11 protein-coding genes are annotated in these 17,573 nt (G+C 37.8%); 1 reads left to right on the forward strand and 10 read right to left on the reverse strand.

The genetic code is table 11. The annotated features are described in order from the left end of the window. Nucleotides 1-283: 283 nt before the first annotated feature. The 10 genes from JIV24_RS09145 to JIV24_RS09190 all read right to left on the reverse strand — a co-directional run bounded on the left by JIV24_RS09145 (nt 284) and on the right by JIV24_RS09190 (nt 15,730). Complete coding sequence (locus JIV24_RS09145) at nt 284-3,214, reverse strand: T9SS type A sorting domain-containing protein (protein WP_200464730.1); 2,931 nt, start codon at nt 3,212-3,214, stop codon at nt 284-286. 10 nt (nt 3,215-3,224) lie between these two features. Beyond that, nucleotides 3,225-3,542, reverse strand: a complete 318-nt coding sequence (locus JIV24_RS09150; protein ID WP_200464731.1) for a carboxypeptidase-like regulatory domain-containing protein — start codon at nt 3,540-3,542, stop codon at nt 3,225-3,227. Between the two features lie 281 nt (nt 3,543-3,823). Further along, nucleotides 3,824-8,071, reverse strand: a complete 4,248-nt coding sequence (locus tag JIV24_RS09155) for a hybrid sensor histidine kinase/response regulator transcription factor (RefSeq protein ID WP_200464732.1) — start codon at nt 8,069-8,071, stop codon at nt 3,824-3,826. A 146-nt stretch (nt 8,072-8,217) separates the two neighbouring features. Next, the gene (locus tag JIV24_RS09160; protein ID WP_200464733.1) at nt 8,218-8,553 is read right to left on the reverse strand and encodes a hypothetical protein; all 336 of its coding nucleotides are present in this window, start codon (nt 8,551-8,553) and stop codon (nt 8,218-8,220) included. Between the two features lie 175 nt (nt 8,554-8,728). Beyond that, nucleotides 8,729-9,106 carry a hypothetical protein gene (locus JIV24_RS09165; RefSeq protein WP_200464734.1) on the reverse strand — a complete coding sequence of 126 codons (378 nt, stop codon included), beginning with the start codon at nt 9,104-9,106 and terminating at the stop codon, nt 8,729-8,731. A gap of 240 nt (nt 9,107-9,346) precedes the next feature. Continuing rightward, nucleotides 9,347-10,615 carry a hypothetical protein gene (locus tag JIV24_RS09170; RefSeq protein ID WP_200464735.1) on the reverse strand — a complete coding sequence of 423 codons (1,269 nt, stop codon included), beginning with the start codon at nt 10,613-10,615 and terminating at the stop codon, nt 9,347-9,349. Nucleotides 10,616-10,774: 159 nt separating this feature from the next. Then, nucleotides 10,775-11,794: a hypothetical protein gene (locus JIV24_RS09175; RefSeq protein ID WP_200464736.1), complete on the reverse strand. Its 1,020-nt coding sequence runs from the start codon at nt 11,792-11,794 to the stop codon at nt 10,775-10,777. A gap of 168 nt (nt 11,795-11,962) precedes the next feature. Further along, complete coding sequence (locus tag JIV24_RS09180; RefSeq protein ID WP_200464737.1) at nt 11,963-12,340, reverse strand: hypothetical protein; 378 nt, start codon at nt 12,338-12,340, stop codon at nt 11,963-11,965. A gap of 162 nt (nt 12,341-12,502) precedes the next feature. After that, complete coding sequence (locus JIV24_RS09185; protein WP_200464738.1) at nt 12,503-14,140, reverse strand: sulfatase family protein; 1,638 nt, start codon at nt 14,138-14,140, stop codon at nt 12,503-12,505. Nucleotides 14,141-14,146: 6 nt separating this feature from the next. Beyond that, complete coding sequence (locus JIV24_RS09190) at nt 14,147-15,730, reverse strand: alpha-L-fucosidase (RefSeq protein ID WP_200464739.1); 1,584 nt, start codon at nt 15,728-15,730, stop codon at nt 14,147-14,149. A 397-nt stretch (nt 15,731-16,127) separates the two neighbouring features. Here JIV24_RS09190 and JIV24_RS09195 point away from each other — a divergent pair, with 397 nt between their 5' ends. After that, nucleotides 16,128-17,567, forward strand: a complete 1,440-nt coding sequence (locus tag JIV24_RS09195) for a sulfatase-like hydrolase/transferase (protein ID WP_200464740.1) — start codon at nt 16,128-16,130, stop codon at nt 17,565-17,567. The last annotated feature ends 6 nt before the right edge of the window (nt 17,568-17,573 follow it).

Genomic DNA, 17,573 nt, shown 5'->3' on the forward strand with positions numbered 1-17,573 from the left:
TATATGTTAAAAATGTGCCATCATATCGGCACAAAATATATGTAGGTGAAAATAGATTTAAGGTATAGGATTGCCTCTACCATTTTTCCCAATTACTAATCCATTTGTAGTCATACTGTGTTTTTAAAAAAATTATTTGACCGAAAACCTTACTACCATACAATTGGTTATTAAGCGTTACAATCAAAACTAATCTGAATTGGTTAAAAATAACCACTAAAGTTCATTAACTCTGTGACTATTTATCAATAACTATTCGAAAAAATATTACCATAGTATTTTTCTATTTTTTAAGCACCTGAGCAGATCGTTCTTTATACTTGACGATATATACCCCTCTATTCAGGTGTGACAAGTCAACATTTACAATTTCCTGCATCGAAGGTTCTACATAGGCTAAGAGCTTACCACCCATATCATACACATTAATTACTTGTTCGTGTAGTTCAGTAATAAAAACGCTTAACTTTCCTGATGTCGGATTAGGTGTTACTTTTAATGTACTTTGTACCTTTGGGGCAAAAATAGCCGTACTGGAACTATTGACATCTATTCCGGCTGTAAAACTCCATACTTCTCCTTTACTTACTCCTTCTGGCGTAACAGCATCAACTCGCCAATAATAAGTTTGATTAGCGCTTAAAACGCCAGGAGATACTATATTATTAGAAAACTCACCCAGATATTCCGGCGAAGACACGGTGGCTGATTCCACCGATACGGATGATGTACCAAAGTATACACGATGCGAGGAAGCATTATACCCTTGACGCCACATCAGGTCAACTGTATCGCTATTAGATATTCCACTATTCAATGGTATAGGATGGGTAGCATATGCTTCTTTTCTGCCCGGAATCCAGTAGTGAGTGTCATTGAATTCATAAGCCCCAATATCCGGAGCATCACCTATAAATCCATCGGTAACACCACTAAGTTCCATGCCTTCATCAATTAAGGCACTGTTTTTACCCGGTCTGAAATCGCGATTTGTTGCATCATTTAACTGAGTACTCACTTCTGCTTGCGGTGTTTGCTCTGTTCCTATCCAGCAACTCTCAATAATACCAGCCGGAGGGATGTTTGCACCCGAATTGCTTCCGCTAATAATACCTGCTATATTATTTCTTACAACGGTATTAACATTTACACCACCATGTGCTTCATCATTGAAAATACTAATATCTGCTCCTACATTATCAAAGGTAGTATTATTGTAAATCGTATGATAATCACCCTTAGGGATCATTGGCTTAGAACCCCATACCACATTATAATCCATTCTTCCATAAGTTCCATAAACAGCAGGACTATTCCATGGCGAATCAAAACGTAGGCCATATTTTACGGTATTCATCACCCAATTATGCGTCATTACAGCTCCGTCGGATTCTGAGGCATCAGCCTGAATAGCAGCTCCATCATTTTGTAAGCCACCCTGTTTTGACACTAGGTTATACTCAATTTTGTTGCTTAAGCCCATTTTAATTCCCACTGAGTTTCCGCCGTAAGACATGGTGTTGTATCTGAACGTCAGATCATTGGCATTACGCGCGTTCACCATAACATCATGCAGTGACCCCACACAACTGTAATCTATCTGGTAGAAAGAACAGTTATCAATAGTATCGTTTTTACCTATAATCTCCATTCCTGTACCATCTGCATACTGAAATGCACAGTTGCGAATAACATTGTATGAATCTAAGATCGATGATCCGGCATTTACAATTGTTGGCGCTGCTTTGGTAATCTCTCCCAACATTCGTCTGGAATAACTTGGAAACGTAACATCACTGTTTTCTATGGTACAGTTTGTTGAGTTGTTAACAGCAAATGTACACGCAAAAAAGTCTATGTCTTTAAATACTATATGTGTTGAAAAACTAACGCTTAAGCCATAAGTAAGTCGTTTACCTGTAATACTCTTGCCGGTCGGATTTTGACCATCTTCAGCATACAAATACAGTTCGTTGCTTGCTTTGTTATAATACCATTCGTTGGGTGCATCCAAACATGCCAGACTGGCTTCGAAAAAATATTTCCCGTGTGTTTTTTTATGATGATATTGACCTTCGTTAAAGTTGGTTGAATAGGTAAATGTGGCACTACTGCCACCGTGCGATTCTACTGTTTCGGCAAATGATAACCAGGAACCAACATTTAAGATGGCTATGGCCCCAGTAAAATCTTCTGTTTGACCGGCCAGATTAAGCGTCCCGTCATCAACCATAATACCATAGCTACTATCATCACTCTGGTGCCCCCAGTGGTTTTCATTATCCCACATTTCATCAGTCCATGCTTTGGCATTGGGCCAACGTGCTGATGTAACCATATTATCATTGACAAACAGTTGCCAGATATCGGTTGAGAAGTTTGTTTTATAGATGTTACCACTATATACTTGCCACGTCTGATTAATATCTACTGTACCATCAATCACCACCTGATGCCCGGGATAAGCCTGAAAAGTAATCTTATCCTGTTCGTTTCCCTGCTTTGATGACAAACTTACTGCCTCTCGATATCTACCTTCTTTAATGTAGCAGGTCTCACCAGCCTTAATTACATTAGCTGCTTTTTGTATCGTTTTAAAAGGTGAAGACTCTGAACCGTCATTATTATCATTGCCATCTGCAGTTGATACATAGTAGTTTTTTACCGACGTATCATCAGCCGCCACTATTTTTACGTCATCAATCCAATACGAACCAGTATTATAGGCCAGATGAAACATAAGCTGATAGTCACTTCTGGTGGCAGTATATGTACTACTAAACGTATACTCTTTCATTTGGTCTGTTAGCGTGAACACATGCAGGTCGCTATTACCATTGTTACTATCACGTAACTTAAGCCGTAGTTGCTGACCATCAACCTGCCCTTGGGCGTAGAAGGAGTAATTTACAACATCACCATTCTTAAAGCTTAACTCACTATCGCTAGCTGTTTGAAATGCTATATTGTAAGGATACTCAGGTGAGCCCAAAGCACCAATATCGACACGTAACTGTTTGTTTCCTGAACTTTCTTCAATAAAGAAATTGGCTTGTACACCATTACCCGGTGACTTAAATTGCCAGCCATCTATTGAGCCTGCAATTTCTCCCACTGGGGTGTTTTCAAAATCACCATTCACAATCTGTTGTTGAGCATTACTATTTCCCAATTCAACGAGCATGAAAAACAATGCTATAATTATTTTATGCATGAGCTTGCTTTTAATTATTATATGCAAAGAAAACCTCTTTCGTTTCCATACCAATAAATGAGAAACTTACAATAACGTTTTGACCTGATAGTGTCAGATTGTATTCACCATCCATATTAGTAATGGTAACAGTAGTTGTTCCTTTCTCAACAACATTAACACCTGGAATAGGATCACCAGTATTATCTGTAACTAAACCGCTAATACTATGCCCATCCTGCGCCATTACATGGCCTGAATACAACAGTATTAGCAATGCGACTAGCATTTTAGCCAGATCTCGCATATTAAACATCTTTTTCATAAAATGTTCTTTAGACTTTTTCATTTAAACTTCCCTTTAGCAACTGTATCGTGCTTGTTACTTTTTGTCAATTTCAAAATTGCTAACACATTTTAACATTTTGTATTACGATCTTCCCATTCACTATAACAATTACACCCACAACATAAACACCTCAATTTCTACACCTTACACAATACAACACATACTAAATGTGCTATTTGTGTTAAAATTTAGAAAGTTCATACAAATATTAAGAGTATTTTTTTCCAGGCAACCAGTTACAACAATTGCCCTTCAACAAGTACAGAATAACTCTATACGACTTATAGGTTTCTGGCGTCTTTAACAAAATCAGTTGGTGTTTTACCATACTTTTGCCTGAAACACTTACCAAAGTATGAGGCACTGGTAAAGCCAACTGAGAAAACAATTTCTGTTACGCGTAAATTGGTCGAATGCATCATTTCTACAGCCTTTTTTAAGCGGTAGTTTCTGATATATTCTACGGCTGATAAATCAGTAATACTTTTCAGTTTCCGGTACAGTTGCATACGACTATAACCGAGTGATGATTCGATATCTTTAACAGACAATTCTGAGTTAGAAAGATTTTCTTCAATTATGGCGTCGATATTTTTCAGAAATGATTTATCCTCGGCATTAAAGTCAATCTCTTCTAGAGTCATTTCACCCGATAACGACAGGTATTTTTGTTTGAGTTTACTTCTTAACTCCAACAACTTCTGAATTCGGGTTATAAGATGTTCAAGGTGAAATGGCTTAGGAATGTATGAATCTGCACCAGCTTTTAAGCCCTCTATGCGTTGCTCAGTTTGTGCATTAGCTGTAAGTAATATGATTGGTATATGATTTGTTTTTTCATCCTCTTTTACCAATTTACACATTTCGTATCCATCCATATTTGGCATCATCACATCCGAGATAATCAAATCAGGTATGCGCTCCATTGCTAATTCAAATCCCTGCTGACCATCTTCAGCTTCAATAACCTTAAAGTGCTTTTTCAGATAATCAACCAGAAACTCACGAATTTCATTATTATCCTCAACCACAAGTATTTCATGATCATGAAATATAATTTCCTCATTCAAATTTTCAACACTATTTTGGATAACAAAAGGGGCATCATCGTACTTATTATGCGCATTTCCAATTGCTTCTTGTACTTGTTGATCAGATACTTCCTCATCATCTACATTACCTTCTTGTATCCTTGGAATAATAACATAAAAGCTAGCTCCTTTCCCTTCGTCTGACTCTGCAAAAATTACTCCGTTATGCAATTCGATTAGCATCTTTGAGTATGCCAACCCGATACCAACACCCTTATCTACATTGGTATAACTGTCATTTTTGTTGACTTGATAAAACTCTTCAAAAACCTTATTAACCTGATCTGCTGCAATACCTTTACCATTGTCACTTACAACAACTTGCAGATAATCCGACAATTGGCTTTTTTTATTCAATACACTAATTCTATCGCCATAAGAAGCATTAACATCAGAAAGCTGAATATTAATACTCCCTCCCTCTTGGGTATACTTAATCGCATTTGCCAATAGGTTGCTAATGACCTTTTCAATTTTGTCAGGATCAAATATCACATCCAGCTTTTCAAACTCACTACTAAAATTAAATTCATAGTTTTTGTTTGCTGCATAAACCTTAAAGGATTCACTAATCTCACGCGTAAAGTCAACAAAATCAGTTTTCACAAAACTAGCTGGTAAGTGTCCTGCTTCAACTTTTCTAAAATCAAGTAATTGATTCACTAACTGCAACATGCGATTAGAGTTTTTACCGATGCTGGATAGATTTGATTTTGCATTTGAAAAATCCTGTGAATTAAGTGTTTTATCAACAAGACCAGATATTATTGTCAAAGGTGTTTTTAACTCATGAGAAATATTAGTAAAGAAATTAAGCTTTGCCTTGTTTAGCTCAATGGAATTTTTGCGCTCCATTTTCTCAAGTTGCAACTGGCTTCGCAATTGCTGACGCCTATACTGAAACCTTAAGCCTACAATGCTTAATCCAACAATTGTAAATAAGTAGAGCATAAAAGCCCACCACGTTTCATACCAATGTGGCTGCAGGTAAAGATCAATTTGCGCATAGTCATCGCTAAAAACACCCCCGGTTGATGAGGCGGCAACCCTAAAGGTGTAATGCCCATGGTTCAAATGCGCATAAGCGGCAAGTCTTTGATCAGAATCAACAGTAATCCAATCCTTATCAGCACCTAATAATTGGTACTTATATTTTATTTTTTCCGGGTTTGCGAATTGCAATGAAGCAAATTCAACTGAAAATGAATGCTGATTAGGCTCTAATATCAATTCTTGTAAATCACTGTTGGCTGATTTTTCATTTCGATACTGATAGGCCCAAAAAGGAACATCTTTTTGTAATACATTCAATTTTGTTATTTGCACCTGAGGTAGCTTTACCACGCTACTAAAATCCTCAGGTTTAAAATAAGTAAAGCCACTTGTTCCACCAAATAACAGATACCCATCGCTATTTTTTAGGGCTGACCATTTCCTGAAATTATTATTCTGAAGCCCATCAAACACATTATAATTAACAAATGTTTCTTCTTTTATTCTAAAACATGAAATACCATCGTCAGTACTGATCCATAAACTATCATCACTGGTATTAAGGATAGCATATACTGCATCGTTAGGTAAACCATTCTTCTTTCTATACGATGTCCTGGTATATTTGTGCACTTGTTCACTTGGCAATAATTTAACTAATCCATGTCCAAATGTTGCCATCCACATGTTTTTTTGTGCATCCTCATAAAATGAAAACACAGGAACATCAGCTATATCATTAAGTTCAGATATATTAACCAGTTCCTTTACTTGATATTCCTCATCAAACTTCATTTTAAAAATACCATGGTGCAAAGTGGCAACCCATAAGTACTCATCTTCATCGTAATACAACGCAGAAACACTTATATCTTCAAAACGTAAATCTTTTATGAAAATAAATTGAGGATTCGTATTTGCGTCTTCTATTAAGGCCAAACCACCTCTGGCGTGGTTAGCCATCCAAATAATGCCGTTTCTGTCTTCATAAAAGAAATGTACGCTGCCCAAAGGCAATGCAGGCTTAGTGCTTGCATCATAAGTCGTTACACTCCCAACCTCACCTTCATTATTTATACGCACCCTTTTTATTCCAAGGCCGTCATAACTAAGCCAGAGATTTCCGTTACTATCGTAACAAGTGGCCCAACAATTGGCATTATTACTCAAGCCAACTTCCTTATTAAAATTAGAATAATACTTTACCTTTTGTTCATCAATTTTTAGACGATTAATACCGCCTGAATGGGTACCAAGCCATATATTTCCATTTTTGTCACCGCTTATCTGATTAATAAAACGATCGGTTAAAATACCACTTTTACCATCTTTTCGGTGCCCGACTGTGAAGAAGGGTTTTCGGTGTAAATCACATTTATACAAGCCGCCCCTATATGTCCCTAACCACAAAATACCACTTTTATCGACCAACACTCTACTAAAGTCACCTCCATTAAAGTCATCTTTATTCTTTCTAAGGGGATAAGATGCGAGCTCTTCATAATTCGAATTTAGCTCAAGAATACCTGTTCGCCAACTCACCAATAGCAACCTTCCATCCTCCTTTACAATAATTTGATTAATTTTTCTGTTTGTATAATTGTCAGGAAGTTGAATGCGTGTCTCGCTTGTATTATACAGTAATTCATCATTACGTTCCAGCACCTTTGATATCCCGTTTGGCAGTGATACAACCATGTCACCATTAGCATTTTCAACAAAAAAAGAAATATAACCTTTTTTACCAATACTCTGCACCACTGGCTTACCCTCATTCAATACAATCTTAATCAAGTAATTACGAAAGGACGTCCATATATTTCCTTTTGAATCCTGACTGATGGAGTTAATGCGTAATGCACCTACATGTTCGATTTTAGGTGACACAATTGCAGGATAAATAATTTTTATAATATCACTAGAAGTCTCGTTTAGCAGAACCAATGCCATATTATCATCGGTTCCTAACCATATTCGTCTTGGATTTTCGCGATCGATACATATACTCCTGAAGCTTGTTAGACCAGTATGTTTTAGGTCAAAACGGGTAAAGTTATCGGCAACAGGGTTGTATCGGTTAATAACACTGTTCGTCAGACACCAAATACTACCATTCCTACCCTTCTGGATATCGACCAATTGATTATGACTGATACTATTAGGGTTATTCTCTTCGTTGGAATAGGTTTTGAATTTGTAGCCATCGTATTGGAATAAGCCATTGGGTGTGGCAAACCACATAAAACCTCTTGAATCTTGCAGTATATCGGAAACTGAATTCTGAGAAAATCCTTGTTCGATACCGATGTTTTGAAACTGAAGAGTGGAGTTGACTACTTCAACTTGTGCATAAGAAGAGTGGACAGCGATCAACATAGAAGTAATCACCCAAAGTTGAATACTTTGTCTTTTAATTTTACCAGAACACTCCCCTATACTTATCATATTAAACCAGTTAGTTACTTTCACTATTTTAATAGGGTATGGGTGAGATATAAATATTTAGTTGGTAAACCTAAATATCCATTGAATTGTTTTCAGCAAAAATAAGAAACTGTTTTACAATTAACGTAAAACAGCTTCTTCAATAATTATTTCTTATTGGCTTTTCTGTAGTAAGCATTCATTTTCTGAATATTTTCAGCACCTACAATATCCTTAATTTCTTTGGAATATTTTTTAGTCACTTCTTTTCCTAAAGCCTTTGCTTGCTCTTTATTGTCCTTATTTTCAAACTTAATAGTGTGCAATTCTTTTTGCTTCTTAGTCACTACCACTAAAAGGTCCTTTTGTTGTTGATCATCGAGATCACAAACTTCCACCCAGGTTTTCAGATTCTTTTCTGCAACCTTGACATAAGGCTCCTTGTTTTGTGCATTAGCTGCTATGCAAATAAATAATAGAGCCAGCATTAATAGATTTTTCATATTCATTATTTTTTAATTTATGTATGTGTAATTTCAATTTAGTTCATCACATGCACTTATTATACCAATTGTACTTCAAAATGCGCTTAAAGCCATTTTGATCGTTACAATGATAAATGCCGATATTTAATCAAAGCACCTTGATTTTAAGGTGCATTTTGATTAGTAAACGGTACTATACCTTTGCATTTATTAAATCGTTCATATCCATTCCGATCTGTGTATTCCAATAAGCATCCATCAAACGCATGTTTATTTCACCTACTTCTTTCTCAATTTTAGGATTATAAAGCGATCGAATTTTATCAACCTCTATCTGTTGCTTATTCTTGTCTCCTTTATTAGCTTTTCGAACATCATAAATCTCGCTTTGCCTTTCGATTAACAATGTGTACAATGCGGTTTCTTGCTTTTCATTTAAGGAACAAACCTCTTTCCATGCATGCATAATTTTGTCCACTACTCTTTTACAGGCATCTTCTTTGGACGTTTTTTGAATAGCATTGGCATTCACCGCCATCGCTATCAGAAACAAGAATAATAACTTTTTCATAGATTATTTTTTACAAAATCATTTGACACCAAATTGTTTCTGAATATTACTATTCTGCCAGTATCACTAGCTGACTTATAGTATTATTAGCTGTTTGTAAAAGTATAATTTCCTTCAATCTTCCTATATAACGAAATGCACAAATACTATTATTTATATCACCTAAGGAGATCTACAAACTATTCAGTAGCACAAAAGGTTGGTAAAAGCTGTTTACTCAACCATAAATCTCCACACTTGTCACTTAATAACATGTGTACCCATAAGGGCATCAACACGCCAATATATCGTTTCTCCTTTTTCCAGTTCTTCTGCAAATGAGTAGATATTTTTATTCCCTTCAAATTTTTTTCCTCCGCTTGTGGCCTGCTCTACTTCTGTTTTTGAATGGCCTACATACACAATGTGTTTATCGGCCCCATATCCAGCGAGCCACATCAAGTCACAATCACGCTTGGCATTTCTCGTTCCATCACAAGGTATGGGCGTTGATGCTTGTGGGAATTGAAATCCAGGAATCCTATAATACTCTTTTTCAACTCCATATGGACCTATATTGGGAGCCGCATCTGAGGAGTATCTTCCGGTAAACGCTATTGTTTTCCATGGCACATCATTGCTGGATAATTCATAACCTCCATTTACTAATACAGTACCTTCCTTCAATCGAAAATCTAAATTATCAGGGTCACGCAAAACAGCTTTGGGATCATTATGATAGTTATTGTGTTGAATGGCCAAAAGAGGCGACTTCTTACGTCCCCGCGTATTACCATCATCAAATACCTGCATGTCTTTGCCAATTATTGTTGGATGATTAGCTTCAACAAGCGTTTCCTTCAGCCAATAATCATCCACATCTTCATACTTTCCAGTCAGGTTATTTTTACGTGTACCTACTTTCTCCCAATCATAGAAGCCGGCCGATAAATTAGCGACAATATTATTAGCCACTACCGTACGTTCGTTTTTACTGGCCCATTGCTTCATGTTAAAAAGCTCAAAACCACCATCTCCAAGTATCAAGTTATTGTGCAACAAATGGTCATCGCCTTTAATGGCAAAGCCACCAGGCGTATTCCAGGCTACATTATAACTCATCTCACCAAAAGCATTGGCATAAGTCGGGTACCCCCTCGCATCAAAACGACACGAGCGCTTGGGATGATCGTGTGGCCAATTATATCGGTATATAACTTTATCACGACCGCCCATTTGTAATGAAGCGCCATCATACTGCAAGCCCCCAAAATGCATGATATTATTCAACTTATAAACAGAAGCTATACCACCTCCTTTTATGCCGACTGAAGCACCCACATCGTCAATTGTTACCCGTCGTACCACAGACGGTCGGTTAATACTCATGGAACGCGAATCAAGTCCCAGAGTAGTTTGCTGTGTGCGATAAATCAAGACATTATCAATAATTAAGCCGTTGCTACGACCTTCAAAGGCATTGCCATCTAAATAGGTAAACTGGCAATTAACTAATGCATTACCATACATGGTATTTTTATAGTTTTTACCATTGGCATTTTCAATGCGTGTTGTTACTGGTATATCGAAATTATCAACTTCAAATTTATTAGTAGCTGAGAACGTGAAATTACAATCCTCTAAACGACTGTAGCTACACCCTTTAAGTAAGGCCGCTGCTCCATGAAACTAAATTCCTTTTATGTGTAGGTATTGACAATGTCGGGCCTCAAAGATATAATCGCGTCGCTTACCCCTTATCTGCCCTTTATCAGGATTTTCACCTTGGGGCGAAATAAAATAGAGCACACCACTCTTCTTATCATACCACCACTCCTCTTCTATATCCAAAGCAGGCAAACCCATTAGAAAGAACTGAATACCAGCATGGCCACTCTTTCTAAACTTTCCCTTTCCTTTCTCCCAACCAACACGCTTATTTAAAAAAGTGAGTGCTTCTTTTTTAATGGTGCCACTCTTTTCAAAATTGATGTCGTAATTAAAGTCGTTATCTCCAGCCTGATGACTGGTTACCTTACTCGCCCAGCTTCCCCAGGTGTAGCTCATAACAGCCACTGCTCCCTGATACGAAATATCAGTATCACCCAACATTTCATCGCGGTGTCGGCATTGTGAGCGATCGTAATGCAACCATTTTGATGACTCCTCAAGGGTGTTATCAGTACTTAAACCATCGTAAATAGTGCCCTTTATTGAAGTATCCTCAGCTCGACGCAGAACAAAGTAACGATCCAGTCTCCAGGGATCATCCCAGCGAGCATTAGGCCAACGTGCCTGACTCATTAGGCGTCCCTTATAAATTAATCCATAAATAGGTGCATCGAGTTTTTTACAATACAGCTTACCCTTAAGCTTTTCCCATTGAGCTTCTTGTATCATTTTACCTTCCGGCATATCAGCACTAAGGACTTGCCAATCGCCTGATAAATCATCTGTCCCATCAAACAGTACTTTTTCACCAGGTATGGCCTGAATGATAATTGGTTTAGCAGCGGTACCTTTCAAGTTGCTTAGTAATAATTTCTGTGAGTAGATTCCGGCCGATAGCCACAGTATATCTCCTGCTTTGGCTTTCTTAGCAGCGCTCATATCAGAAGGTGTTAAAGCGTATTCTTTAGCACTTACGAAAAAGTTAAGCAAGCACAGAGCAAGTGTAGCAGTTAACTTGACAAGTTTTGATTTAATCATAACTGAATTTTGAGTATGTGAACTGTAAAAAAATAAGGTTCGCCTTTTAGTTTCTATCAAAAATTTGACAAAAACTATTTCAAATACTCTGAAACATAAACAAAAAAAGAGTATTACCTGTCCTTTGACAAATAATACTCTCGGGGTATATTCAATTCAAAACTAATGTTACAAACTTGCTTCTAACTCTTTCATTCCCATTCGTATTTGAGAACTTTTGTATTCCTGCATTTTGGTCATATTTTCCTGGCCAATTAGCTCTTCCATCTTTACCAGGTAGCTTTTTCTAATTTCCACAAGCGCTTTACTTGCCTCTTCGCCCTTGTTCTTATACTCTTTTTTACACTCAGTTAATTCATTCTGACGATTAATAAGTAAGGAGTATAATGCTGTTTTTTGCTCTTCATTTAACTCACAGAGTTCTAAATAAACAGGATAAATACTTTCAACCTTTTTGTATTTCTTACTTTTCTTACTCTTTTTTTCTTGGGCTATGGCCGTACCGCATAGCAATACAACTAAGACCATTAAAACTAGATTCTTCATATTGGATTTTTAAGTGATTTAATACTTCACAAAATGCAATTTCCCAGCAGACAAAAATAGCACAGAAATATCAAAGAATACTATAAATCTCACCTCCCTATAAAAATAGGATGGCTTCAAATTTATGAAACCATCCTATTCTAGCTTAATAAAGGTGTTCTTTTACCAATTGGCTTCAATCAAGGCCTGTATCTGTGGGTACTTCTCATCTCCTTCATTCAGTTCTGTACGCATTTGTTTTAACTGCTGTTTCAAGGAACTGATGACATCGGCATAGGCCGGGTCATCGTATCGGTTATCCATTTCTTTAGGATCTTTCTTCAGGTCGTAAAACTCCCATGCTAAGGGTGTTTGAAATGCAGACATAGAAGCCGGGTTATGTGAGAACCCCTTCGGTTTCTTTCCACGTTTCATATAATCCAAACCATAAAATAAGATCAGCTTATAATCTTTTGTGCGGATTCCAAAATGAGCAGGGTTACTGTGCTTATGAGCCATGTGCATCCAATAGCGATAGTAAGTGGCCTGCTTCCATCCTTCAGGTTCTTTTCCTTCAGGTAATATATCAACAAAGCTCTCGCCCTGCATATATTCAGGTGCTTTACCACCCGCCAAATCGATGATAGTAGGAGCAAAATCGGCATTATTAATGATGGCATCGGTACGCGTTCCTGCTTTAATCATTTCAGGATAACGCACTAAAAATGGCATGCGCAAGCTCTCTTCATACATCCAACGCTTGTCGATATAATCGTGTTCACCCAGCATAAAACCCTGGTCGCCAGTGTAGATAATAATGGTATTCTCCATCAAACCCTCGGCTTCCATATAATCAAACAAACGCTTCACATTGTCATCAACCCCTTTTACACAGCGTAAATAACGTTTTAGGTACTCTTGATAAGCCAATCGCTTGTATTCCGGATCTGGTATATCCTGATCAATCTTCATGTGCATGCCCATGTTACGAATGATGTTTCGATGACCTACCGACGAACCAATAGTATCCAGCAAGGAGTCGTTATATCCGCGGGTACCAACCGAACCATTGTTTTTGTTATCCCATAAGCTTTCTGGTTCTGGAATTGTTACATCCTCCAGATAATCAGCATAGCGTGGTGCAAACTCAAACATGTCGTGAGGTGCTTTAAAATGGTGCATCAAAAAGAAAGGCTTATCTTTATCGCGCTTGTTCTTTAACCACTCTAAAGATAAATCAGTGATGACATCCGATGAATGCCCCTCATATTGCTTACCAGGCCATAAGCCTTTTTTACCATGGAATTTGGTTATGATGGAATCACTAGAGCCTTTCTCAGCCAATACAGGGTCAAAATAGTCGCCCTGCCCATATAATACATTGTAATAATCAAAGGCAGCAGGTGTTTTCTTCAAGTGCCACTTACCAATAACAGCTGTCTGGTAGCCCAACTTTTTCATCTCATGTGCCAAGTACTGACGTTCCTCAGGTAAGTTACCATCTAAATCCTGAACACCATTGGCCTGACTGTATTGCCCAGTCATGATTGTAGCACGCGATGGCGTACAAATGGCATTTGTACAAAAGGCATTCTCGAATAAAATACCTTCGTGGGCCAACCTGTCAATGGTTGGTGTAGGATTTAAAGATGCTAAACGACTACCATACACACCAAAACCCTGTGAAGTATGGTCGTCGGACATGATATACAAAATATTGGGCTTTTGCACTTCTCTTTTGGCTTGCTTTGCAGTCTTGCAAGAGAAACTACTCACCAGCAACACCAACATACCTAATTGCAATATTCTTACTTGCCTCATTTTAGCTTAGTTAACGTTAGTAATTTTTATGGTGTAGATATGATTACATGGCAAATCGTTAATTGAAATAGTCGATAAATCGATTTGTATTTGCCCATTATCAATCGTATAGTCCAGTTCCTTATCGACTCCCAACATACTTACTTTGGTATTTTCATTTATAGATAAATTACGTAATACCAGTTGATTATTTTTTGGCCATCCTGGTGTTAAAGCATACAATGTATTTTCTTTACGAGTGTACCAGCATTCTTTAAAAGCGTTACCTGCTTTAGGAGCTATCGTCATCTCATAAATCGGAAAACCCGCATGAAAATCATGCTTGCTGAAAACCGGGCGTTTACCTTCACTCCATTGTGCTGATTCACTGTTCGCTCGTGTTCCGTAGATAGCTTCACCATTTACATCCAACCAGTTTCCAATTTGAATCAGACGCTCCTGCATAATAACAGGTATGGTACCATCAGCATTTGGTCCGATATTTAAAAGAAGGTTGCCACCACGACTCACCAAATCAGCCAACATAAACAAAAGTTCTTTTTCCGTGCGGTAGTCATCGATGTTTTCGATACGGTTTACTCCAAATGACATACCAATACCACGATTCTCTTCCCATGGCTTATCTATCCCTTCAAAGCCTGCGCCATACTCAGTGGTGTAATAACCACCGTGTTGACCTCGTCCTTTGCCCCAACGGTCGTTTATCACCACTTCATCTTTGTTTGGAGCATTGTTATATAGCCATGCCAACATTGGTTTGGTCTCCCACAATTCATCATTCATCCACCAGTCGCCATCAGAAAACAGTAATGATGGCTGGTACTCATTTACCAACTCTTTAAACTGTGGATACATGACCTCATGCACATATTTCGAAAGCCCTTCCTTAGCGGCTTTAAGCTCCTTCTTTTTGGCTGGCGTCACCTTATCGGCTTTCTCATTAAAATTAACAGCCATATTACCTGAACTCATCAATTGCTGCTGCTGCTTGGTCCAGTAAGGATTAAACCAATCCCATATCGAATAGTAAAGACCCATTTTAATATCCTCATCACGAACGGCATCGGTCAGTTCACGCACTAAGTCGCGCTTAGGCCCTGACTCAACAGAGTTCCAAGCCATACCAAAACTAGTGCTTGCTTCTTTATTGGGCCATAAGCAATAACCATCGTGGTGTTTTGATGTCAGCACTACATACTTAGCACCCGAGCGTTTGAAGATATCAGCCCACTCACTTGGGTTAAATAACTCACAGGTAAAATCCTTTCTAAAGTCGGCGTATTTAAAATCAGCTCCGTAGTTTTTGTTATGAAAAGATGTAATGACCTCATGTCTTAACTTTCGTTTTTCATTTGCGGTATTCGGGTCTTCTAATAAAGCATTCCAATACCATTCAGCATAAGTTCCTTTGTTGGTATATCCGGGCACCGAGTACAAGCCCCAATGAATAAATATCCCAAACTTAGCATCTGGAAACCATTGTGGACATTCTCGTGAATCGAGTGATTCCCAATTAGGCTCATAACTCTTTTGTGCGAATCCTAATCCGCCAATACTTATAACTAATAATATTAATAAAGCTCTCTTCATATCTTTATGTGTTTTTATTAAGTGTTATTGATGCAAATTAATCGAGATAACTTTCAAGTGTCTATTTCATATATCTCTATTAGTAATACAAAATGAACAAGTCTCTTATAATGCACCCTTTCACACCTAAGTCCAACACATATAACTCACTAATCACCAAAACAAAAGCAATGTTCAGGCATTTGACTAAACACCGAAGTTACACTTTTATTGACAAATATTTCATTTGATGAGAAGAACCAGTACCACTGCTTTTAGTCAAACCATTAGGAACTATGCTGAAGCAAAGTGTGCAATTTGAACTAACAATGGGGCAATATTAACCAATTATTATCAGCCTTTTATTTACTTTTGATACAAACTAAATAACAACATTCACCAAGAGTTATAATTTAAGATGAAGAAATTACTAAGCGCATTTTTATTTGCAGCATTATTCACATCTGTGATTTCATGCACAGCCGATAAGCCGGCAAAAAAACCTAATATCATCTTCTTATTCGCCGATGATCAATGTTTTAATACCATTAATGCCACTGGCAATAACGAAATAATCACACCTAACTTAGATAAGTTGGTTAATAACGGGGCTTACTTTGCCCATAACTTTAACATGGGTGCCTGGAATGGTGCTGTTTGTATTGCCTCACGTACCATGATTAATACCGGGCGAAGTGTATGGAAAGCCCATGCCATTGAAAAACAGTTAAAAAAACCCGAGTACACCGAAACGTTCTGGGGTAACTTGATGGAAAATGCCGGATACGAAACGTATATGACAGGAAAATGGCATGTAAAGGCTGATGCAAAAAAAATGTTTAACAATGTTGGAACGGTGCGTTCAGGCATGCCAAAGCAAACCGATGAGCGTTATAATCGTACGTTTACAGAAGAAGGCGATGAAGGCTGGAAACCCTGGAAAGAAGAATATGGTGGTTTTTGGCAGGGTGGCAAGCATTGGACAGAGGTATTGGGCGATGAAGCACTTGGCTTTATTGATGACACCAAAACCAAAGACAAGCCATTTTTTATGTATTTAGCTTTTAATGCTCCACATGATCCTCGCCAATCACCAAAAGAATTTGTGGATATGTACCCACTGGAGAACATTGCGGTTCCTGAAACATTTATGCCCGAATACGCAAATCAAGATAAAATTGGTAATGGACCGGCATTACGCGATGAGCGTTTAGCGCCATTCCCTCGCACAGAGTATTCTGTTAAAGTTAACCGCCAGGAGTATTACGCCATTATTAGCCATATGGATCGTGAGATTGGGCGTATTATTGATGCTTTAAAAGCAAGTGGTGAAATGGATAATACCTATATTTTTTACACTGCTGATCATGGTTTAGCTTGTGGAAACCATGGATTAATAGGTAAGCAAAGTTTATACGATCACAGTACACGTTCACCACTGATTGTTATTGGTCCTGATATTCCGAAGGGCAGCAAGGTGGAAGCTGATGTGTACTTACAGGATATTATGCCGACAGCATTAGAATTAGCCGGAGCAGAACAACCAGCATACGTTGAATTCAGTAGTTTACTGGCATTGGCTCAAGGCAAGCAAACCGAAAGTGCCTACGATGCTATTTATGGTTGCTACAGAGATTTGCAACGAAGTATTCGTAAAGATGGCTATAAGCTCATCGCTTACCCTGAAGTACCACAGTTATTGTTGTACGATCTAAATAAGGATCCACAGGAGATGAACGATATTTCGGCTCAACAACCAGAAAAAGTAAAAGCCATGTTTGCCGAATTAGTGCAGCTTCAAAAAGACATGGATGATCCATTAGATATACAAGGTAATTTTATGGAGTTACTCAAATAAAATTGA

Origin of the sequence: Carboxylicivirga marina (assembly GCF_016612505.1) — a bacterium.
Taxonomy (GTDB): Bacteria; Bacteroidota; Bacteroidia; order Bacteroidales; family Marinilabiliaceae; genus Carboxylicivirga; species Carboxylicivirga marina.